The following is a 19213-nucleotide window of genomic DNA, read 5'->3' on the forward strand; positions in this document are numbered from 1 at the left end:
TTCTTAATTGCTCTTTTTCTTTTTCCTTATGAAGTTGTTTTTACAATTTGTGATTTAATAAAAACAATCTCATTTTGTTTTGTAAAAAGCAGATTTGTTTTTTAACCGTGATTTTTCAAAGCATCTGTTTCCCTCTTTTTTTGAGGTTTTTCCGATAAAAACAAAAAAACTAAACTACGTTAATAAGTAGTTTGAAAAAATACTATTTTGTTATTTAACAACTCCATTTTTCAGGAGCGTATTCATTCGATAGAAAATAAATCAGGAATAAATTTTTAAAAAGAAAAAAGCATCCTTAAATGTTTTGCCGCCCCAGTTTAAATTTTTTTTAAAAAATTAAAAACTTTTTATAAATTTTGAAACGTTACGTTCCAACTAAAAGTTGGGATAAAATATTAAATTATGGTTAGTATTTGGGTAGTGGTTCCAACTTTTTTGTGATAAAATAAATATTGTAAAAAAATAATTTTTCAATCAAAAAAATAGTATAATTTTTTTATTTATTTTTTTAATCCACTAAAAACAACTGCAAATGAAAAATTAAATTAATCAGTTTTTATCGCCCAAAATTTTATCACCCCAAAAACTTTCTAAAAAATTAGTAAGGTCCTTGATTTCCATGATAAATTTAGAATTAATAGAAAAAAAAATAAAAGATTTAACAAACCAACTTAATGAAGCTAATTATGAATATTATGTTAAAAGCAATCCAACACTTACAGACCAACAATACGATGCTTTATTAAAAGAATTGCTTGTTTTAGAAAAAAAATTCCCTCAATTCACCCTTCCTTATAGTCCTACTTTAAAAATAGGTGGTTTTGTTGAAAAAAAATTTTCTACTGTTAAACACACGAGTGCCATGATGTCTTTAGCAAATGCCTTTAACTTAAAAGAATTAAAAGCTTTTTATGACCGTATTGCTAAAAAATTTTCGTCTTTTAGTATTGTATCTGAATTAAAAATTGATGGTGTGGCTGTCAGTTTAAAATATAAAAAAGGTATTTTATTCCAAGCATTAACTAGAGGAAACGGTGTTTGGGGAGAAGAAATTACGAAAAACGTACAAACAATCAAGCAAGTCCCTTTAAAATTAACTCAACCGTTAGATTTAGAAGTAAGAGGAGAAATTTATTTATCCAACTCCTCTTTTCAAAAACTAAACCAACAAAGAAAAATAGCGCAACAACCTCTTTTTTCCAATCCTAGGAATGCCGCTTCAGGAACTATTAGGCAACTAAATTCTTCGATAGTGGCCCAAAGAAACTTATCTATTTTTATTTATTCTATCCAAAATCCTTATCTTCTCAAGTCCACCCAAGAAGAAACGCTTACTTTTTTAGCTTCCTTGGGTTTTAGCGTCAATCCTTATTATAAGTGTAGTTCTAGTTTTGAAGAATTGGAAATTAAAATCCAAGAATTAGAAAAATTACAGCAAAATCTTGATTATAATACTGACGGGGTAGTTGTCAAAATTAACGAATTAAACTTACATGATTCAATAGGGAAAACAACTAAATCCCCTAAATGGGCTATTGCTTACAAATTTGCGACCAAAAATAGCGAAAGTGTTGTCCAAGAAATTATTTTTCAAGTAGGTCGTTCAGGAATGTTGACTCCTGTTTGTAAAATTATCCCTGTAATGGTTGATGGTAGTTTAGTTTCTAAAGTAGTTCTACATAATTATGACTATATTTGTAAAAAAGATATCCGTTTAAAAGATTATGTTCAAGTTCACAAAGCAGGATCTGTTATTCCTGAAATAAAAGAAGTGATTAAAAGCAAAAGGCCTTCTGATTCCAAACCCTTTGCAATGATTACTCAATGCCCTTCTTGTCATTCATTATTAAATAAAAACAAAGGAGAAGTTGATTATTTCTGTATTAACAAAAACTGCTTGGAGCAAAAAATTCAAAAATTAATTCATTTTGTTTCCAAAAATGCTATGGATATCGATACTTTAGGAAATCAAACTTTAATTACTTTTTTTAATCAAAAACTAATTGAAAATCCCTCTGATATATACTTATTAAAAAATCATTTAGATGTTTTGCAAAAAATAAATGGTTTTGGGGCAAAAAAAGTGCAAAACATTTTAACATCCGTTGAAAAAAGTAAAAATAAAAGCTTGGAAAACGTTTTATTTGGTTTAGGAATTAAACATGTAGGCCTCAAAGTATCTCAAGTATTAACTAAACATTTTGATTCCATAGAAATACTTCAAAAAACTACTTTAGAAAACTTAGAATCCATTAAATCGATTCCTGAAATAGGAGAAAAAATTGCTTTAAGTCTTCAAAAATATTTTCAAAATCCTTTGCATCTAGAAGAAATAACAAAATTAAAACAGTTGGGAGTTTCTTTTAAAAGCACAACTACATCACAAATAAAGGCTCCTAATTTTTTCACCAATAAAAAAGTTGTTTTAACAGGGTCTTTACAAAATTACACCCGCAGCCAAATAAAAAAACTTTTGATTCAAAAAGGAGCCATTATTAATGACGCCCTTTCTTCACAAACACATTTATTAATAACAGGGGCAAATCCCGGATCTAAATTACAAAAGGCAAAAACACTAAACATCCAAATTATAGAAGAAAAAGAATTAGAAGAATTAATCCAAGAAAAATAAAAAGATAAAAAATTAAAGAGGGACTAATGTCTTTTACTATCCAAATAAAAGAAGAAATTGCTTTACAAAAGTTATCACCTTTAGAAAATTTTTTTGAACTAACGGCTTTATTGCATTTTGGCGCCGAATTAGAAAAAAACAATAAAAAGACTTTGTTATGGTTTAAAACCAAAAATCTTAAAATTGCTAGAAGATTTCTGATTTTAATTAAATCATTTTATGATGTTAATTCTTTGTTAATGACTAGCAAAGAATATAATTTACCTCATTTAAAAAGCATTTATATAGGAATCGAAAAAGAAATCCCTTTGATCTTAGGCCAACATCATTTTTTATTAAATAATCAAAAAGACTTTTTCCAAGAATTAAAAAGAAGCCTTAAAAAGAAAAAAGCATATTTAAGAGGGGCTTTTTTGTGTATTGGTTATGTTTCTAATCCAGAAAAAAACAACAATCATTTAGAATTATTTCATCAAGATGCTTCCAAAATTAATTTAATTAAAGAATTAATGCTTGGATTCGGCCTTAATGCCAAACAAATTGCACATAAAAAAGGTTTTTTAGTATATTTGAAAGAATCGCAAATGATAATTGATTTTTTAAGGTTAATTGGTGCTTTTGAAACAGTTTTTCAATATGAAAAAAATAATATTCAAAAAGATTTTAATAAAATAATTAAAAAAACTATTAATTTTGAACTTTCTAATGAAAAAAAAATAATTAACAACGCAAACAAACAATTACAATCGATTAATTTGTTTGAAAAAAACCAAATTCAAGGGGATTTTTCGGATAAAAATAAAAAAATGTTCCAAATAATTGAACTAAGAAAAAAATATCCTGATGCGAGTTTAAAAGAATTGACTCAAAAATATTGCAAAAAATATCAAAAAAAAATCACTAAATCAGGCATCAATTATTATTTTCAAAAAATTAAAGAGATAAATGAAAAAAGCGAAAGTTCTTTCAAAAAGAAAATTAAATAAAAAAAGTTAAAAAAATTAATTTTGGGTGATAAAAAATTGTTGTTCTTACTACTCTATAAACAACAAAAAACTTGTAAGTTCAAAAGATATAAAAAAACTATTTTTAATCTTAAAAAATAACGAAATCAACTTCAAGTTTAGACAACTTTTTTTATTTTTTTCTTTTAAAACTAAAAAAAAATATTGAAATAACTTAATATTCTTTAAAAAATTAAATAAATAATTTTAACAACAATGGGGCACAATAACTATTAAATGTTTTTTTCTTCATCAATTCATAAAAAGTACCAATCATTTTCGAAAAGATGCTAGCCAAAAATTCATTTGGTAGGTGTTTTCTTTTCTTGTTGGGTTGTCTTTATTGCATGTTTTTTTATACCAAACATCTCCTGTTTGGTATTTTTTTATGTCTAAGGTGGTTTGGAACATTCCGAAACTGTAATAATGAAACAACTAGGACACTTTTTATTTTTTAAAAATTTTGGGACTGACTTATTTTTAGTCGGTCTTTTTTTCTTTTTTTGAAAATTAAAAAAATAATTTTAATTTCTTTTCTAAGAACGTTTTGATAAAAATACAAAAAATTATTTTAGTTTTAAAGAAGGAAGCTAAAGTGTCTAACTTTTGGAAGAGTACGCCAGATTGTTACGTTTTTTTAAATACTTTTTTTGTTTTGAAAAATATTTTTTAAAGATAAAAAATAAATAATTTTATTTTTATAAAACTAACGAAATTAATTAAACTGGAAAATGTTTATAAGTTTTGGAATACCCCAGAAAAACTGGAAAAATTATCATACTTTTTTCTAGTTATTTTAAAAAAACTGTAAAATTTTTTTCTTCCTAATCCTTCAAAAATATTTAATAGTTTTTTGGAATAACGGGCATAAAAAAAATTATGAATTTTTAATTTAAAAATAAATTTTTTTATTATAAAATTATCAATAAAATAAAGAACAAAAGAAATCCAAAAAATAATAGAATTTTGAAGAGTAAAAAAGTTTTTTTGATGATATAATAAAAAATTAATAAGTAGTTTTATTTTTTTGTGATTATTATAAAACAATCAAAAGAGGAAGATAAAATATGGGATTAAAAAAATCTACATCCAACCAAACTTGCCTCAAAAAAAACATTGCAAATGGTAGATTGCAAACAAAATTTAATTATAAACAAATTGTTGTTTTATTTGTTTTTTTGCTTTTTTCTTTCTTATTTATTCTTTATTTTTACTTTAATTCTCAAAATACAGAACAAAAAAATATTGTTGCAAATTATTTTGAAACCAACCCAAGAAATCCAAAACCACCCCAAAGTCAAACAAAACCTTTTTCACCACCACCTGAAGAACAAATTGTTACAGACATTAAGGAATTAATCGATAATAATAATTGAGGTGTTCCAAAACTTTGGACAACTTTTTACTTTTTAAAAATTCTTTAAGATTAACTTAATAGTTAGTCTTTTTTTCTTTTCAAGACTAAAAAAATAATTTCATATCTTTTCAAAAAATATTTTTAGGAAGGAATAAAATGTTAAGACAAAAATTATTTAAAGATTTTTTAAAAAATAAAAAGAATTTAGCAATTCGCGATCAATTGATTGAAATGCATTTAAAAGAACCTTTTTCATTAGTAAAAAACATAGTTAAACAATTTACATATTTCCCTAAATCACTCCAAAGAGAGGATTTATACCAAGAAGGAATTTTAGGTTTAATTAAAGCTTTAGATGATTATGAAGATTTAGGTTATGGTTTTATTGCCTATGCTACCAAAACAATTAAAGGTGAAATTACAAAACTTATCAGAGGCCTACAAACCACTTCCATGTCCAGAGAGGATTTTCGGAAAGAAAAACAAACAAGTAATATTCCTTTAGAAGAATGGGAAGAAGCAACGCAACCCAAGTGGAGCACAATCCTCAACCCCCATCAACTATGGCTAAACCAAACTAATCATGAATTATTCTTAAAAAACCTTAAAAATATTTTAAATCCCCAAGAATTTGACATTATTAGATTAAGTTTTGGGATTCCTTTGGGAAACGTTAATGAAGAACCTCAAATTGAGTATTCCAACAAAAATATAGGAAAAATGTTAAAATTATCTTCAAGGCAAGTAGTGATTATCAAAAACGAAGCAATTACTAAATTACAAAAAATATATAAAGAAAGAAATAAATAATATGAATTGTAAAAAAAATACAACTACTTACTACAATATTGATGGTAAAACAATTTGCGCCATTAACGAACATGATCCCGATACATTGAATTTTATTAAAACAACCTGGTTTAATAAAGATGGCAAAACAATTGACTTTATTACTGAATATGATCCTGAAACAGAAGAACCAATCAAAGAAACCTACTACAATTCTGACGGAACAATTAAAGAAGAAAAAACTTTTTAATTAATATATAAACTAAACCCCTTTTTTGAAGGGGTATTTTTTATACCGAATTAGTAAATAGAAAAGTATAATTTTATAACACAATAAAGGAGTTGATAACTATGCAAACTCATAAAATAGATATTCTAGATGTAGCTACTTACTTAATAAACCACCAAAATAAAAATGATTATACACCTTTAAAACTTCAAAAATTAGTTTTTTTTGTATATGCTAAAAATTTAATAGATACTAACCAATCTATGTTTAATAATGATTTTGAATCTTGGGCTTATGGTCCAGTTTCACCTAAATTATATACTAATTTACCAAAAGACAAAAAACCATTAAATTATCAACAAAAAATTAAAGAAAATTATGATCAAAACATTTTTTCCCAACAAGAAAAAGAAATTATGGATTATGTTATAGAAAAATATGGTCCTAAAACAGCTACCGAATTAGTAAATATAACACATAGACCAAATTCTCCTTGGGAAAGAAGTTATATATCGCAATATTTTGCTTTAAATAATATTCCTGATAAACTTATTCAAAATTATTATTCTCAAAGAAATAGAAAAGTATAATTTTATAACACAATAAAGGAGCAAATAACTATGCAACCTAATAGGAGCAAAACCGATTTTATGTTAAAATTCATATTTTAATTTGTAAAAAAATAATATAATAATTAAAAAAAGAAAGTAGTTTAAAAAATGAAAAATGCAACTTCTTTTGATACATTTTTAAACATCAAAAATGTCAAAGGTTTAGATTTTTTAATTAATGAATTAAAAGCGAGAATATAATATGAATAAAAATACTATTGCTGAAACTTTTGCTGGTGCTGGCGGTTCTCATTTAGGGTTTATTAATAATGGTTTCGTAAGCGTTTATATTAATGAATTTGAACCCAATTGTATTCAAACTTTGAAATTAAATTTTCCTTTATTAGAAAAAAAATGTTATATAGACCCAAGAGATATTAATGATATCTCAATTAATAAAATCTCAATTATAAATGTTGATGTTTTATTTGGTGGTATTGTTTGCAAAGGATTTAGTTTAGCAGGTCAAAGAAAACCCACCGATAAAAGAAATTATTTATATTTAAAACAATTAGAATTTGTTAACCATTTAAAACCTACAATTTCTATTATTGAAAATGTTCCTACTTTTTTAACTACTAAAATCTTAAAAAAGGAATTGATTCCTCAATTTGAAAAAGAAATTGATGATATTTGGCAAGAATACGCTCAACTTCAAGCCAAAAAAGGTAGCAAAAGAAAAAAGAATTTATCTCATGAATTAGAAAATAAACGTCTTTTGGAATTAAAAAAACAAAAAAATGATTTATTAAAAAAATTAGAAAAACAACAAGTTTTAATTTCTGTATTTGATGATATTAAAAATAAATACGATAAAATGGGTTATAAAGTTTACCATCAAGTATTAAATTCAGCTTGGTATGGTGCAGCTACTGCTAGAAATAGAGCTATTATAGTAGCAGTTAAAAAAGAAATAAAAAAAATTTTTACCTTTCCTAAAATCACTCATTTTCAAAAAGATAATCCATTAGGGAATATTAATGGAATGAGTTTTTGTGATAATTTACTCCCTTATACTACTGTAGAAGATGTTTTCAAAACCATTGATTATAATAATTTAGATGATTTAGATAATATACCGATGTCACACAATCCCAAAACTATTAAAAGATTTGGTTTTATCCCTGAGGGAAAAAATATTTCTCATATTATTGACCAATTACCAAATGAACTTAAAATTAGTAGTTTTTATTCTCGTGGAAGTGCTACTAGATTATCTAGACACAAACCATGCGGCACTTTGGTTCCAGGACATAGTGCTTTACCTATCCATCCTTGGTTGAATAGAAGCATCACAATAAGAGAAGCCGCTGCTTTAAGTGGATTTCCATTAAATTATAAATTTTATGGGAGCCATTCAAATAGGTGTGAACAAATAGGTAACGCAGTACCTATTTTACTATCTAATGCTATTGCTAAAAAAATAAAAAAATTTTTAAAAGAGGTAAAAAGTGAATGAAAACAAATTAACGGATTTAATTCTAAAAGATGATAATTTTAAAAAAAATTTTGCTCGTTTATTAAATATCGATCTAATAAAATAGATATTCTAGATGTTGCAATTTATTTAGTAAAACACCAAAACAAAGATGATTTTACTCGTATGAAAATCCAAAAAATAGTATTTTTGACATATTGTAAATATTTACTTAAATACAACATTCCTATGTTTGAAAATGATTTTGAGGCTTGGGAAGAAGGTCCTATTTCATTGCCTTTATATTTAGAACAAATTAAATATCCCACCAAATTTGATAAAACAATAACATTTTCTCAAAAATACGATGAAAATAAATTTACCAAAGAACATATCCAAATAATGAATAGCATTTTAAAAAAACATGGTTCTAAAACATTAAGACAAATATATAATTTTATTCATAAAGAAAATGGTCCTTATAAAATAAGTTATAAAAAGAAAGATGTTTCACAAAACTCTATTTTAGATTCAACATTAAAACAATGTTATTTATCTAAAAAACATCTAATATAACAAAAATAATAAAAGAAATGTCAACTCAAAAAGTTATATTTCAATTTTGCGAAACAAAAAACATTATTTTATATTTATCTAAAACAAGAAATTTAACTTGTAATTACCAACAAATTTTAAATGATTTAGAACAAAAATTATTTTTGTAATTTTATAGGAATTGGTAATCCTAAAGAATAGATTTTAAAATAATATTTTAACTATTATTTATTCTTTTTTATCTCTTAAACCATTAAATTAACAAGTAAAAATTAACTAAAATATTCTTTCTTGCAACCCTTAGACTCTTCTAATCGAGAGTCTTTTTTTATGCAAAAAATCTAAAATCAAAAAGGATTTAAAAATACAAAAACAAAGCAAATATAATAACATAAATGAATAAATAACCCAAATCAAAAAAAAGGAGTTTGAAAGATGATTGAAGCCGAACGCGCATTATTAGGGACACTATTATTAAAACCAGAAAAAATGGATGCTGTTATAAATTCAGTCAACACAAACAATTTTTCCAACCCCAAACATCGTTATATCTTTGAGGCAATGAAACAACTAAAAATACAAAATCGCGAAATTGATTATGTTACGGTGGGTTCTGTTTTAGAAACTAACAATTTATACAAAACTAAATGGACTGATTATTTAATTGAATTAGTGGAGATGACCCCTGCAAGTGAATATTTAAAAACATACATTGATTTAATTACAGAAAATGCCCTTAAAAGAGATGTGTTAGGATTAATCAAACAATTACCAACCGCATTATCAAAAACTAAAAATATTCACAATTATTTGCAAGCAGTCAAAAACCAAGTAGAAAGTTTTATGCAAAAAACTAAATCTCCCTTCGTGTCTATAAAAATGTTAAGTCCTTATGTTTGCCAAAGTATTTTTAATGATGACAACCCCAACCAATTTATAGGAATAAAAACAGGCTTTAAAAATCTAGATGAATTAATTTCTGGTTTCAAACCAAAGGAATTAATTATCTTAGGAGCAAAAACTGGGATGGGAAAAACTGCTTTTATGTTAAATTTGGCTTGTAATATTGCAAAAAACTTTACTAGCAACCCAGAAAACCAAAAAGCAGTTATTTTTAGTTTAGAGATGGCAGCGGAACAATTAGCATTTAGGCTACTTTCTTCTGCTTCTAAAATCCCTTTAAAACAACTCCTACACAAAAAAATAAATAAAGATGAAAAATTACAGTTACTTATCGCTGATGACGAAATCACGCAATTAAACATTTTAATCGATGATGATAGAAATAACAAAATTAAAGATATTGAAACCAAATGCCGTCAAATGAAATATAATGAAGGACTTGATATTGTCTTTATTGATTATCTCCATTTATTAAAAGACGACCAAAGTTTTAATATATACCAAGCAATATCTGAAATTTCACGCAAATTAAAAAACCTAGCAAGTGAACTTAATATTCCAATTGTAGCTTTATCTCAATTTTCAAGGGATATTGAAAAAAGAGTAGACAAAAGGCCTGTTTTATCCGATTTAAGAGACTCAGGATCGATAGAACAAGACGCTGATATTGTGATGTTATTACACCGCGAAAGTTATTGGCAAAAACCTGATAACAACCCACATACGAATTTAATTATTGCCAAAAACCGTAGCGGTCAAAAGGGCGAATGTAATTTTAATTTTTTTCAAGAAATCCAAAGATTTGAAGCAAAAGAATAAGAATAAAAAAAGGAAAGAAAAAAATGAAAAAATTAACTAATCTAGATTTTGAAAATATTAACGTTTTTAATCATAAATCTTTGTGCGTTAACATCACCAAACAAATAGTTCAACCAATTTTTTTCAACAAAGTTTTTAATCAGTATATGTTTGATTGTCATAATATACTCAATGCATATTTAACCAACAACCAACACAACTCCCAAAGTCAAAAATCAATTAGAGGTAAAATTAACGAATACTTAATTTTGCTTTATCTAAATCAAAAAGGAATTAAATATTTATACCCTCAATCATGTTTATTTTTCATCCCCGATATCAAATTTGATTTAGTGTTGTTTACCAAAACTAAACGCATCATTGCTTTCAATTTCAAAACTTGCCTTAGAGATAGATACAAACAATCAATAGTAGAAGGACAACAACTAAAAAAACTAGACACTCGTTTTGGGTTTTATTTGTTAACAAATGATGAATCCGAAACTCAAAGATTAAATAATAAAATTAAAAATGGTAAAGTACAATCAATTAACAAAGTAATCAATTTATTTTCCAATTCAGCTAATCTCTTTTTACAAAACTTACTAACCAACCAATTCATTCCCTTTTCACCTATTAATTTAATTAAAAAGATGGTTCACCCTAATGACAAATAAATTAATTAGTTTTGAAGGTGTTGACGGAAGTGGCAAAACTACTTTAATTAATGAATTAAAAAAATATTTTGAAAATAAAGGCTATCAAATCAAAGTTTTTCAAGGTTTAGGCAGTTCCATCGTTGGAAAAGAAATCAGAAATTTATTTTTACATCAATCCAAAATAAGCCCTAAAACTAAATATTTATTAAGCCTTGCCAATATGATGCAAACTCAAGATGAATTAATAATCCCTGCTTTATTAAGTGGTTATCTTGTTATAGTTGACCGTTGGTATGATTCCACTTTCGCATATCAAAGCAAAGGCAATTACATAGATTATGATGATAAAATTACTTCAAAAATTATCAATCATTTCTTAATTAAACCTAAATTAACTTTTTACCTAGATATTGACCCTCAAATTGGGATACAACGAAAACAAACCCAAACAAATCATAAATTAGACCTCATTGAACAAAAACCCTTAAATTATTTTGAAAATGTCCGCAAACATTATTTAAACCAACATAAATACTGTAATGATGCAAATTGCAACCACAAAAATTGTAATTATTTTATGATTAACGCAACCAACTCGCAAAAAGAAAATTTAGCCCAAATAATGAAAATTTTAATCAACAAATAAATATTTTAATTAAAGGAGAAAAATAATTATGAATTATCAAAAAACTTTTTACGACGACGATGGTAAAACAATTGAATTTATTAATGAATATAACGCTAAAAAAAGTAAATGAAACAAATACATTGAAAATTAGAAAGGAGAAAGTGTTATGAGTGTCATATTTTGGACTTGTTTATTTGTCATTTTTTATCTCTCATTTTGTGGATAAAATAATTGATTATATTTTTTCAGATGAATTTATTTTATTGATTCTTAGGATATCAACAACATTTTTATAAAATTATTAAAACTTTAATTAGTAAAAAAATAATTCAAATAAATAAAGGAGAATAAAAATGATTTTAACTCCCAAACACATTTTAATATTGTTAAGTATAACATATTTAGGATTTATCATAACAAATCTAATGACCTTATTTTTTGATTTTAATTTAGGAATCAAAGCAAATACAGCTATTAGTCTTGTTTCTGATGTTGTCTTTTTGATTTATATTTGGGTAAAGGAGTTTAATAATGAAAATACCATGGATAGGCAGTAAAAAGAAAATGTTGCCTCAATTATTAAAATATATTCCAACAAATTATAACAATTATTATGAACCCTTTTTAGGAAGTGGGGCTTTATTCCAATCTCTTACTCCCTCAACTGTCACCTTGAACGATAATGATATCAATTTAATACAACTTTGGAAAGATATGTTGGCACAACCAGAATTGTTTTGCGATTATGTGCGTAAATTTAAAGACAAAATATATGTAAATAAAGATCAAAAGACGCAAAAAGAATCATTTAAACATTTGGTAGAAAAATTTAATAAAAGTAATTTGGGTGCTTATAAAAGTGCCCTTTTTTACGTTTTATTGAAATATGCTTTTCGGGGCATTTTCCGATATCGATCCGACGGAACTATTTATTTAGGATACCGTTTTTCATCTCGTTTCAAAAACCCTATAATTGATTTATTAGAAATACAAAGAATAAAAACCAATGTTAAGAATATAAAATTGTTAAATGGCGATTTTGAAAGTGTCATTAACCAAACCCAAAGCAACGATTTTATATTTGTTGATCCTCCGTATTGGCGTGAAGGGATTAAAGATAAAGTCTTTTATCAAAAACCTTTCACATTTGAAGATCACAAAAGACTTTATAAAAGTTTAGAGATGGCAAATTATCGCAAGGTAAAGTGGTTGTATACAAATTATAATTCGTCAAAAATAACTGAATTGTTTAAAAAATTTCACATTCAACCCATTCAAACCACTACAAAACACAATTTAACTTCAAAAGGGATATCGCAAGAAGTTATTATTAAAAATTATTAAAAAGAACAAATAATCAAAATTTTAATCAACAAATAAATATTTTAATTAAAGGAGAAAAATAATTATGAAAAAAGAATCTATTAATGTTTTTGATGTTGCAAATTATATTATTATAAAATTTAAAAACAACAACCAAAATTTAACTCACATGAAGCTACACAAATTAATTTATTTTTCTTATGTAAAATATTTAATTGAATACAAAAAAAGATTAATTTTAGAGCATCCAAAAGCCTGGAAATATGGACCTATTTTTGGAGAATTATATGTTGTTTTAAAAGATTATTTTGAAAAATCGATTGTAAAACCATTATGTGATGGGAGAAGTCAAAAAATAATAACCGACGAAAAAAGAAAGAAAAACATTGATGAAGTTTTGTTGTTATGCAAAGATAAAACTGGGAAGGAATTAGCTAATATTTCTCACCAACAATCCCCACAGGACGAAACATACCATTATTATCGTTACAAAAACAACAACAGCACAATTTCAGATGAAGATTTAAAAAACTTTTTTTCAAATCATAAACTTTTAGAAACAATCCACCAAGATGAATTAAAACAAAATTTTAATAAAAAATTTGGTATTTTCGGTAAAGACTGGTGGTAAAAAAATCAAAAAGGAAAATAAATAAAATGAACCAAACAAAACAAATTAACGTTTTTGACGTTGCCCTTTATATCGTCAAAAACAACCCTTCTTCAACTACTAAAATGAAACTGAATAAAATGATTTATTACGCTCATGCCAAACATCTAGTACAAACCAAAAAACCTCTTTTAAAAGAGCAAATACAAGCCTGGATTTATGGTCCTGTCTTTCCTGAATTATGCAAGCAATTAAAAGATTTTACTTATCAACCAATAAATCCCGAAGTTTTAGCAATGGGAGATATAACTAAAATAAATGCAACTCAAAAACAAATCCTTGATTTTATGATTTGGTTATACGGCGATGCATCACCTAATGATTTATCTTCTCAAACTCACATGGAGCACCCATGGATAAAAAGTTATTACAAAGATTATGATTCTGGTTGGTCTAAAAAGATTATTAAAAACAAAGACATTTTAGAATATTTCTCTGAAAACAATAAAAATATAGGAGCATAAATAATATGAATTATCAAAAAACTTTTTATTACCTTGACGGAAAAACAATTGATTACACCAACGAATACAACCCCCAAACAGGTAAATTAACCAAACAAACTTTATACAGAACTGATGGCAAAACAAAGAAATCTGTTGTTGAATATAACCCAGATGGTAAATTAACCAAAAAAACCTATTACAACTCCGACGGAAAAACAATTAATTACATCACCGAATACAACCCCCAAACAGAAGAATTAATCAAACACACCAAATACGACGACGACGGAAAAACAATTGATTACACCAACGAATACAACCCTCAAACAGGTAAATTAACCAAACAAACTTTATACAGAACTGATGGCAAAACAAAGAAATCTGTTGTTGAATATAGCCCAGATGGTAAATTAACCAAAAAAACCTATTACAACTCCGACGGCAAAACAATATATGTCATCCAAGAATACAACCCTGAAACAGAAGAAGTAATTAAACAAACAAATTATAATTCAGATGGTAAATTAACCAAACAAACCCAATACTATTCCGATGGAAAAACAATTGAATTTATTACTGAATATGATCCTGAAACAGAAGAACCAATCAAAGAAACTCAATACCAAGAAGATGGCAAAACAATAGATTATATTACCGAATACAACCCTCAAACAGGCAATAAAACCAAATGGAACGAATACTACTCAGATGGTGAAACAATTTTATCCATCACCGAATACCACCCTGAAACAGAGGAACCAACCAAAGAAACCTATTACAATTCTGATGGTAAATTAACCACAGAAATTTTTTATCTTGGCGATGGCGAAACAATTGATTACATCAGAAAATACAACCCCCAAATAAGTAAATTAATTAAATTTACTAATTATCGAGAAGATGGTGAAACAATTGACTATATTACAGAATTTAAGTACCATCCCAAAACAAACAAATTAATTAAAACAACTGGTTTTTCCTTCGATCGCAAAAGAATAGCTTTTATATACAAACACCATCCTAATGGTAAATTGTTTAAAAGAACTTACTACAACTCCGATGGAACAATCAATAAAAAAATATAAACAAAAAAAGGAGACACTAAAAATGACTAAAAAAGAATTAATTACAACACTTGCAAAAGTAACTAAAAATTCAGTTACCCAAACTGAGAAATTTTACAATTCCTTTGAAAACACCTTAATTGAAGCAATAACTTCCAACGAAGAGGTAGTTTTGTCACCCCAACTTGGAAGATTTGTTTTAAAAACCCGACAAGCTCGTTTAGGAAGAAACCCCAAAACAGGTAAAAAAATAAAAATCCCTGCTAAAACGGCTGTGACTTTTAAAATATCATCAAACCTTAAAGATAAAGTCAAAAACATTGAATTAGATTAAAAAAGAAAGTAGGCAAAAAAAATGACAAAAAATAATCCTTCTAAATTAAGCCGAGTTTTTGCTATTTTAGCTTTATTGGGAATGATTTTTATAAGTTATAGATTATTCAACGCCAATAGAACACAAGACCCACAAGCAGGCGGAAGCGAAGCTTTGCGTCACCAAGCTCAAACAGAAGCTGAAAGAAAGGCGGCTGAAACAAACCAAACCCAAGAACGATTCAATGAAACACATAAAAATCTAGATGATTTAATAGAAAAACTTGAAAAAGAAATAGATGAAATAACATCTAACGACGAAAATGAAAAACCTAAAAAAGGACCTAAATATCGCCCTGATGGAACACTTGATTACATCATAGAAATTGACCCCCAAACAGGTAATACAATCCAATATACCCAATATTACAAAGATGGCGAAAGAATTAATTATATCCATGAATATGACCCCCAAACAGGCAATGAAACCAAATATACCAAATATTACAAAGATGGCAAAACAATTTATGTCATCCAAGAATACGACCCCCAAACAGGCAATGAAACCAAATATACCAAATATTACAAAGATGGCAAAACAATAGATTATATTACTGATTATGACCCCATAACAGAGGAACCAATCAAAGAAACTTATTACAACTCCGACGGAACAATTAAAGAAGAAAAAACTTTTTAATTCCGAAGGAAAAATAACCAAAGAAACCCATTACAACTCCGACGGAAAAACAATTGCCTGTATTGTCGAGTCTTTTACTTAATTTAATCCCAAAACCAAAACCCGATGTTTCTGTTTCAAATAAAAACCAAGATGACGAAATAAAAAAACAATTGTTAATTTTAAAATTACAAAATGGTAAATTAAAAAAAACAATTAGAGAAGAAAGTAGGCAAAAAAAATGAAAGAACTAGGAAAACACTTTAAAACATTTTTTCATATAATTATTATTTTTCTGTCAATATTCGCTACTTATTTATTAACTCGTCAAGTAATTGAAGAGAGTATCAATTCCCAAATTATAATAATTTTATATATTAATTTAATAAATATATTAACGAACATTTATCTATAATGAAGAAAAAGTATAAAAAAATGAATAGAAAAGGAATAATAAAAAATGTATCGAGTTGATAGAAATAATTTTTTCAAAAATGAAAAAAAATCTACTATTTATACTCCTAGTTGGGTATCGCAATTTCTATATGATATTTTATCACCTCAAATCAAACCACGTTTGATTTTTGACCCCTGCGTTGGCGAAGGATCTTTATTATTGCCTTGGAAAGAAAAAGGTTTTGATGTTTTGGGGGTTGATATAGAAAAAACTTCTTTTCCTAATTTAATTAATAAAAATTTTTTAGAATTAAGTCAAAAAGATTTAAAGAAACAAAAAATATCTTTGGTAATAACAAACCCACCTTTTAATTTAGATTTTAAAAATAAAAGTTATGTTAAGGAAAAATATGGTGGTCGTCCATTATTGCCTGAGTTGTGGTTAAAAAAAATAATTGAAATTTTTGGCAAAGATATTCCAATTGTTTTATTCACACCTTATGGTTTTAGACTTAATCAATCACTAAATAGCAAACGATTACAAAAATTTGTAAATCAAGAATATCCCGAAATCTCTTCTATTATTAGTCTTCCCAAAGATGTTTTTGAAAATGTTGTTTTTCATTCAGAAATTTTAATTTTTAATGTTAATAATTTAAAACCGCATTATTTTTGTAGAGGAGCAATGATTTAAAATGTCTAATTCAGAACAATTAAGAAAAAACATTAAACAACACAAAGATAATGCTGATGATGCTAAAAAACAAACCCAAGAACGATTCAATGAAACACATAAAAATCTAGATGAATTAATAGAAAAACTTGATAAAAAAAATAATAAGGAGAATGAATAATATGAGCGACGGCATGTCAGAAGCATTTAATGGGACTTATTTCAAATCCCGCAATTCCCAATCCAAGAAAAAAACTAATAAATATAATCAACCAAAAGGGAAATGGCTTAATTTAGACCGCCCCAATAAAACTTTTAAAAACAAAAAGAAATCGTTTAAAAAACAAAGAAAAGTTATGAAAGAACTAGAAGAAGAAATAGAAAAATTATAAAAATTAAGAAAGCAGGTAAATAATGTTTATTTTTTCAATATTTGCAACAATTAGCAATTTTATTCTAAAATACTCTAAAGGATTTACAACTACCGAAATCCTTGAACGAAGAATGGATGGAATTCAAACAACTCTTTTTACTATTCTTGTTGTTTCTGGGTTCAAACCAATTTTTAAATTAATTGCAAACACTTTAAATTTCTTCAAAGATTTAATTTTGGGTATTTTTTTCCCCAACAAAAAACTACAAAAATTAGAAATCCAAAATGCCAAACAAGAATACTTAGAAAAACAATTATTAAAAAAATTAGATAAAATCAATGAAAACCAAGAAAAACTCCAATCCCAAATTATGGTTCAAAGAGTTAAAGTTTCTCATTGGCAAGAGAAAAAAGCAAGAAAAAAACAATTAAAATCGCAAAATATCAACCCAATTATTAAGAAGGAGGATGAAAATGAATGATCTCAATTTCCCCATCGGATTTATTGTTGGCGCCCTATTCACAACTGCTTTAATGTTTATCATTAAAAAAATCTTTTTTAATTTTCTTCCATTGCCAGAAATCAATAAAAAAAATGAGCCAAAAAAAGACAACAAAACTAAAAGTTCGTTTTCAATTATTCCAAACCCAAATAATGAATCAAAAGAAAAGGATGATTTAGAAAATTACAAAGAAAAAAATAATTAATAAAAAAGGAGAAAAACAATGATCAAAAAAGTAATAAAAAAGAAAAAAACAAATAAAAAATCAACCGAATTAAAAAATAAAAAAGTACTAAATTCAAAACAAACACCACCAAGCGAAAAAACAGTAGTCAAATTACCAACCACCCCAGAAAAACAACCAACCCAAACAACTACCAACAATAACAACAAAGGCAATTTATTTAAAACATTTATAAATTTAACAATCATTTTATATTTTATTTTACGTGTCAATGTTATTTATTACCAAAACCAAATCCCTTGGTTAACCACGGGTACAAATAATTTAATTGATATCATTAAATCAACCTTAGGAGGTAAATAATTATGAAAAAACCAAACCAAAAACCAAATAACAAAACTAAAAACAAAATTATAATTGTCCTGTCAATTTTAATGTGCTCTTTTTTTGCCATTAGTTCTGTTATGGCTATTAATAATTATTTCTCACGTCAAAAACAAGAAAAAATTAAATTAATGAGCGAAAACAATGCCCCTTTATTTGAAGTCAATAAAATCAGCGGTAACAATGAAGATAAAACCCTTATCCCTTTACCGATGCCTAATTTAAATCCAAACAAATATCATCACACCATAACTATCAATCATCAAGCAGTTCTAAACTTAAATGGATTTGACTCTGATATTGGTTTATATCTAAAAATAACTCCAAAATATGACACTCATAATACTTTTTCTAATCCTGAAACACTATTTAATTTAGAAATTAAAACCAATAACATAATTTATGATGACACCAAGCGTCAACAACTTATATATAAACCAAACGGCAAAGGTAATACCAATATTCAAATTAAATTAGAACAAAACAACTTTGTTAAAGCAACAAATCCACTCTTAACCTTAGTTCTTGACTATGAATTAGTTGATTCAAATGGAAATGCGTTTAGTGGTAGTGGCACAACTATTGAAAACAAAATTAAAAATTTAGCTTAATTAAAAGAAATAA

At 26.3% G+C, this 19213-nt stretch carries 29 protein-coding genes; all 29 read left to right on the plus strand.

The window, feature by feature from the left end:
• The first annotated feature begins 619 nt into the window (after positions 1–619).
• Positions 620–2632 (plus strand): NAD-dependent DNA ligase LigA, encoded by a 2013-nt coding sequence (gene ligA, locus SLY_RS02805; RefSeq protein WP_041784351.1) that lies wholly within the window; start codon positions 620–622, stop codon positions 2630–2632.
• 26 nt (positions 2633–2658) lie between these two features.
• A complete protein-coding gene (gene whiA / locus SLY_RS02810) occupies positions 2659–3618 on the plus strand; it encodes a DNA-binding protein WhiA (RefSeq protein WP_012359215.1) in 960 nt (319 codons plus the stop codon).
• A gap of 1085 nt (positions 3619–4703) precedes the next feature.
• On the plus strand, positions 4704–5012 hold the full coding sequence (locus SLY_RS02820) for a hypothetical protein (RefSeq protein WP_015638103.1): 309 nt from the start codon (positions 4704–4706) through the stop codon (positions 5010–5012).
• A 137-nt stretch (positions 5013–5149) separates the two neighbouring features.
• Positions 5150–5803: a sigma-70 family RNA polymerase sigma factor gene (locus SLY_RS02825; protein ID WP_015638104.1), complete on the plus strand. Its 654-nt coding sequence runs from the start codon at positions 5150–5152 to the stop codon at positions 5801–5803.
• Between the two features lies 1 nt (position 5804).
• Complete coding sequence (locus SLY_RS02830) at positions 5805–6032, plus strand: DUF2963 domain-containing protein (protein WP_015638105.1); 228 nt, start codon at positions 5805–5807, stop codon at positions 6030–6032.
• A gap of 101 nt (positions 6033–6133) precedes the next feature.
• Positions 6134–6601 carry a Panacea domain-containing protein gene (locus tag SLY_RS02835; protein ID WP_041784353.1) on the plus strand — a complete coding sequence of 156 codons (468 nt, stop codon included), beginning with the start codon at positions 6134–6136 and terminating at the stop codon, positions 6599–6601.
• A 223-nt stretch (positions 6602–6824) separates the two neighbouring features.
• Positions 6825–8081 carry a DNA cytosine methyltransferase gene (locus SLY_RS02840; protein ID WP_015638065.1) on the plus strand — a complete coding sequence of 419 codons (1257 nt, stop codon included), beginning with the start codon at positions 6825–6827 and terminating at the stop codon, positions 8079–8081.
• Between the two features lie 144 nt (positions 8082–8225).
• Complete coding sequence (locus SLY_RS02845) at positions 8226–8615, plus strand: Panacea domain-containing protein (RefSeq protein WP_015638107.1); 390 nt, start codon at positions 8226–8228, stop codon at positions 8613–8615.
• A gap of 17 nt (positions 8616–8632) precedes the next feature.
• Positions 8633–8764, plus strand: a complete 132-nt coding sequence (locus SLY_RS05745; protein WP_015637942.1) for a hypothetical protein — start codon at positions 8633–8635, stop codon at positions 8762–8764.
• Between the two features lie 265 nt (positions 8765–9029).
• Positions 9030–10316 (plus strand): replicative DNA helicase, encoded by a 1287-nt coding sequence (gene dnaB, locus SLY_RS02850; RefSeq protein ID WP_015638108.1) that lies wholly within the window; start codon positions 9030–9032, stop codon positions 10314–10316.
• A gap of 23 nt (positions 10317–10339) precedes the next feature.
• Positions 10340–10972 carry a hypothetical protein gene (locus SLY_RS02855; RefSeq protein ID WP_015638109.1) on the plus strand — a complete coding sequence of 211 codons (633 nt, stop codon included), beginning with the start codon at positions 10340–10342 and terminating at the stop codon, positions 10970–10972.
• Entirely contained in the window at positions 10962–11600 is a 639-nt protein-coding gene (gene tmk, locus SLY_RS02860) for a dTMP kinase (protein ID WP_015638061.1), read from the plus strand. Before SLY_RS02855 ends, tmk begins: the two co-directional genes overlap by 11 nt.
• A 28-nt stretch (positions 11601–11628) precedes the next feature.
• Positions 11629–11712, plus strand: coding sequence for a DUF2963 domain-containing protein (locus tag SLY_RS05295; RefSeq protein WP_148284457.1), 84 nt, complete (start codon positions 11629–11631; stop codon positions 11710–11712).
• A gap of 223 nt (positions 11713–11935) precedes the next feature.
• The gene (locus tag SLY_RS02865; RefSeq protein WP_041784269.1) at positions 11936–12139 is read left to right on the plus strand and encodes a hypothetical protein; all 204 of its coding nucleotides are present in this window, start codon (positions 11936–11938) and stop codon (positions 12137–12139) included.
• Positions 12114–12926, plus strand: coding sequence for a DNA adenine methylase (locus tag SLY_RS02870; protein ID WP_015638110.1), 813 nt, complete (start codon positions 12114–12116; stop codon positions 12924–12926). The genes SLY_RS02865 and SLY_RS02870 overlap by 26 nt, the downstream gene beginning before the upstream one ends.
• A gap of 64 nt (positions 12927–12990) precedes the next feature.
• Entirely contained in the window at positions 12991–13536 is a 546-nt protein-coding gene (locus SLY_RS02875) for a Panacea domain-containing protein (RefSeq protein WP_015637724.1), read from the plus strand.
• A 26-nt stretch (positions 13537–13562) separates the two neighbouring features.
• On the plus strand, positions 13563–14039 hold the full coding sequence (locus SLY_RS02880) for a Panacea domain-containing protein (RefSeq protein ID WP_041784358.1): 477 nt from the start codon (positions 13563–13565) through the stop codon (positions 14037–14039).
• A gap of 5 nt (positions 14040–14044) precedes the next feature.
• A complete protein-coding gene (locus SLY_RS05040; RefSeq protein WP_015638112.1) occupies positions 14045–15106 on the plus strand; it encodes a DUF2963 domain-containing protein in 1062 nt (353 codons plus the stop codon).
• Positions 15107–15128: 22 nt separating this feature from the next.
• Positions 15129–15419: an HU family DNA-binding protein gene (locus SLY_RS02895; RefSeq protein ID WP_041784538.1), complete on the plus strand. Its 291-nt coding sequence runs from the start codon at positions 15129–15131 to the stop codon at positions 15417–15419.
• 21 nt (positions 15420–15440) lie between these two features.
• The gene (locus tag SLY_RS05045) at positions 15441–16097 is read left to right on the plus strand and encodes a DUF2963 domain-containing protein (RefSeq protein WP_015638114.1); all 657 of its coding nucleotides are present in this window, start codon (positions 15441–15443) and stop codon (positions 16095–16097) included.
• Positions 16098–16110: 13 nt separating this feature from the next.
• Positions 16111–16179, plus strand: a complete 69-nt coding sequence (locus SLY_RS05915; RefSeq protein ID WP_420893820.1) for a DUF2963 domain-containing protein — start codon at positions 16111–16113, stop codon at positions 16177–16179.
• Entirely contained in the window at positions 16151–16321 is a 171-nt protein-coding gene (locus SLY_RS05425) for a hypothetical protein (protein ID WP_015638054.1), read from the plus strand. The genes SLY_RS05915 and SLY_RS05425 overlap by 29 nt, the downstream gene beginning before the upstream one ends.
• Before the next feature lie 215 nt (positions 16322–16536).
• Positions 16537–17166, plus strand: coding sequence for an N-6 DNA methylase (locus SLY_RS02905; RefSeq protein WP_015638053.1), 630 nt, complete (start codon positions 16537–16539; stop codon positions 17164–17166).
• A gap of 1 nt (position 17167) precedes the next feature.
• The gene (locus tag SLY_RS05470) at positions 17168–17326 is read left to right on the plus strand and encodes a hypothetical protein (RefSeq protein WP_015638052.1); all 159 of its coding nucleotides are present in this window, start codon (positions 17168–17170) and stop codon (positions 17324–17326) included.
• A gap of 1 nt (position 17327) precedes the next feature.
• Positions 17328–17537, plus strand: a complete 210-nt coding sequence (locus SLY_RS02910; protein ID WP_200858685.1) for a hypothetical protein — start codon at positions 17328–17330, stop codon at positions 17535–17537.
• Between the two features lie 22 nt (positions 17538–17559).
• Positions 17560–18000 carry a hypothetical protein gene (locus SLY_RS02915; RefSeq protein WP_015638050.1) on the plus strand — a complete coding sequence of 147 codons (441 nt, stop codon included), beginning with the start codon at positions 17560–17562 and terminating at the stop codon, positions 17998–18000.
• On the plus strand, positions 17993–18226 hold the full coding sequence (locus SLY_RS02920) for a hypothetical protein (protein ID WP_041784339.1): 234 nt from the start codon (positions 17993–17995) through the stop codon (positions 18224–18226). Before SLY_RS02915 ends, SLY_RS02920 begins: the two co-directional genes overlap by 8 nt.
• Positions 18227–18244: 18 nt before the next feature.
• Positions 18245–18568: a hypothetical protein gene (locus SLY_RS02925; RefSeq protein ID WP_015638115.1), complete on the plus strand. Its 324-nt coding sequence runs from the start codon at positions 18245–18247 to the stop codon at positions 18566–18568.
• Between the two features lie 2 nt (positions 18569–18570).
• Positions 18571–19200, plus strand: a complete 630-nt coding sequence (locus SLY_RS02930) for a hypothetical protein (protein WP_015638047.1) — start codon at positions 18571–18573, stop codon at positions 19198–19200.
• Positions 19201–19213: the final 13 nt, after the last annotated feature.

The organism is Strawberry lethal yellows phytoplasma (CPA) str. NZSb11, from assembly GCF_000397185.1.
GTDB lineage: Bacteria > Bacillota_I > Bacilli_A > Acholeplasmatales > Acholeplasmataceae > Phytoplasma > Phytoplasma australiense.

Bases quoted from the DNA above. Each gene is read 5' to 3' on its own strand.
- ligA (WP_041784351.1), top strand. From the start codon at position 620: ATGATAAATTTAGAATTAATAGAAAAAAAAATAAAAGATTTAACAAAC.
- whiA (WP_012359215.1), top strand. From the start codon at position 2,659: ATGTCTTTTACTATCCAAATAAAAGAAGAAATTGCTTTACAAAAGTTA.
- SLY_RS02820 (WP_015638103.1), top strand. From the start codon at position 4,704: ATGGGATTAAAAAAATCTACATCCAACCAAACTTGCCTCAAAAAAAAC.
- SLY_RS02825 (WP_015638104.1), top strand. From the start codon at position 5,150: ATGTTAAGACAAAAATTATTTAAAGATTTTTTAAAAAATAAAAAGAAT.
- SLY_RS02830 (WP_015638105.1), top strand. From the start codon at position 5,805: ATGAATTGTAAAAAAAATACAACTACTTACTACAATATTGATGGTAAA.
- SLY_RS02835 (WP_041784353.1), top strand. From the start codon at position 6,134: ATGCAAACTCATAAAATAGATATTCTAGATGTAGCTACTTACTTAATA.
- SLY_RS02840 (WP_015638065.1), top strand. From the start codon at position 6,825: ATGAATAAAAATACTATTGCTGAAACTTTTGCTGGTGCTGGCGGTTCT.
- SLY_RS02845 (WP_015638107.1), top strand. From the start codon at position 8,226: ATGAAAATCCAAAAAATAGTATTTTTGACATATTGTAAATATTTACTT.
- SLY_RS05745 (WP_015637942.1), top strand. From the start codon at position 8,633: ATGTCAACTCAAAAAGTTATATTTCAATTTTGCGAAACAAAAAACATT.
- dnaB (WP_015638108.1), top strand. From the start codon at position 9,030: ATGATTGAAGCCGAACGCGCATTATTAGGGACACTATTATTAAAACCA.
- SLY_RS02855 (WP_015638109.1), top strand. From the start codon at position 10,340: ATGAAAAAATTAACTAATCTAGATTTTGAAAATATTAACGTTTTTAAT.
- tmk (WP_015638061.1), top strand. From the start codon at position 10,962: ATGACAAATAAATTAATTAGTTTTGAAGGTGTTGACGGAAGTGGCAAA.
- SLY_RS05295 (WP_148284457.1), top strand. From the start codon at position 11,629: ATGAATTATCAAAAAACTTTTTACGACGACGATGGTAAAACAATTGAA.
- SLY_RS02865 (WP_041784269.1), top strand. From the start codon at position 11,936: ATGATTTTAACTCCCAAACACATTTTAATATTGTTAAGTATAACATAT.
- SLY_RS02870 (WP_015638110.1), top strand. From the start codon at position 12,114: ATGAAAATACCATGGATAGGCAGTAAAAAGAAAATGTTGCCTCAATTA.
- SLY_RS02875 (WP_015637724.1), top strand. From the start codon at position 12,991: ATGAAAAAAGAATCTATTAATGTTTTTGATGTTGCAAATTATATTATT.
- SLY_RS02880 (WP_041784358.1), top strand. From the start codon at position 13,563: ATGAACCAAACAAAACAAATTAACGTTTTTGACGTTGCCCTTTATATC.
- SLY_RS05040 (WP_015638112.1), top strand. From the start codon at position 14,045: ATGAATTATCAAAAAACTTTTTATTACCTTGACGGAAAAACAATTGAT.
- SLY_RS02895 (WP_041784538.1), top strand. From the start codon at position 15,129: ATGACTAAAAAAGAATTAATTACAACACTTGCAAAAGTAACTAAAAAT.
- SLY_RS05045 (WP_015638114.1), top strand. From the start codon at position 15,441: ATGACAAAAAATAATCCTTCTAAATTAAGCCGAGTTTTTGCTATTTTA.
- SLY_RS02905 (WP_015638053.1), top strand. From the start codon at position 16,537: ATGTATCGAGTTGATAGAAATAATTTTTTCAAAAATGAAAAAAAATCT.
- SLY_RS05470 (WP_015638052.1), top strand. From the start codon at position 17,168: ATGTCTAATTCAGAACAATTAAGAAAAAACATTAAACAACACAAAGAT.
- SLY_RS02910 (WP_200858685.1), top strand. From the start codon at position 17,328: ATGAGCGACGGCATGTCAGAAGCATTTAATGGGACTTATTTCAAATCC.
- SLY_RS02915 (WP_015638050.1), top strand. From the start codon at position 17,560: ATGTTTATTTTTTCAATATTTGCAACAATTAGCAATTTTATTCTAAAA.
- SLY_RS02920 (WP_041784339.1), top strand. From the start codon at position 17,993: ATGAATGATCTCAATTTCCCCATCGGATTTATTGTTGGCGCCCTATTC.
- SLY_RS02925 (WP_015638115.1), top strand. From the start codon at position 18,245: ATGATCAAAAAAGTAATAAAAAAGAAAAAAACAAATAAAAAATCAACC.
- SLY_RS02930 (WP_015638047.1), top strand. From the start codon at position 18,571: ATGAAAAAACCAAACCAAAAACCAAATAACAAAACTAAAAACAAAATT.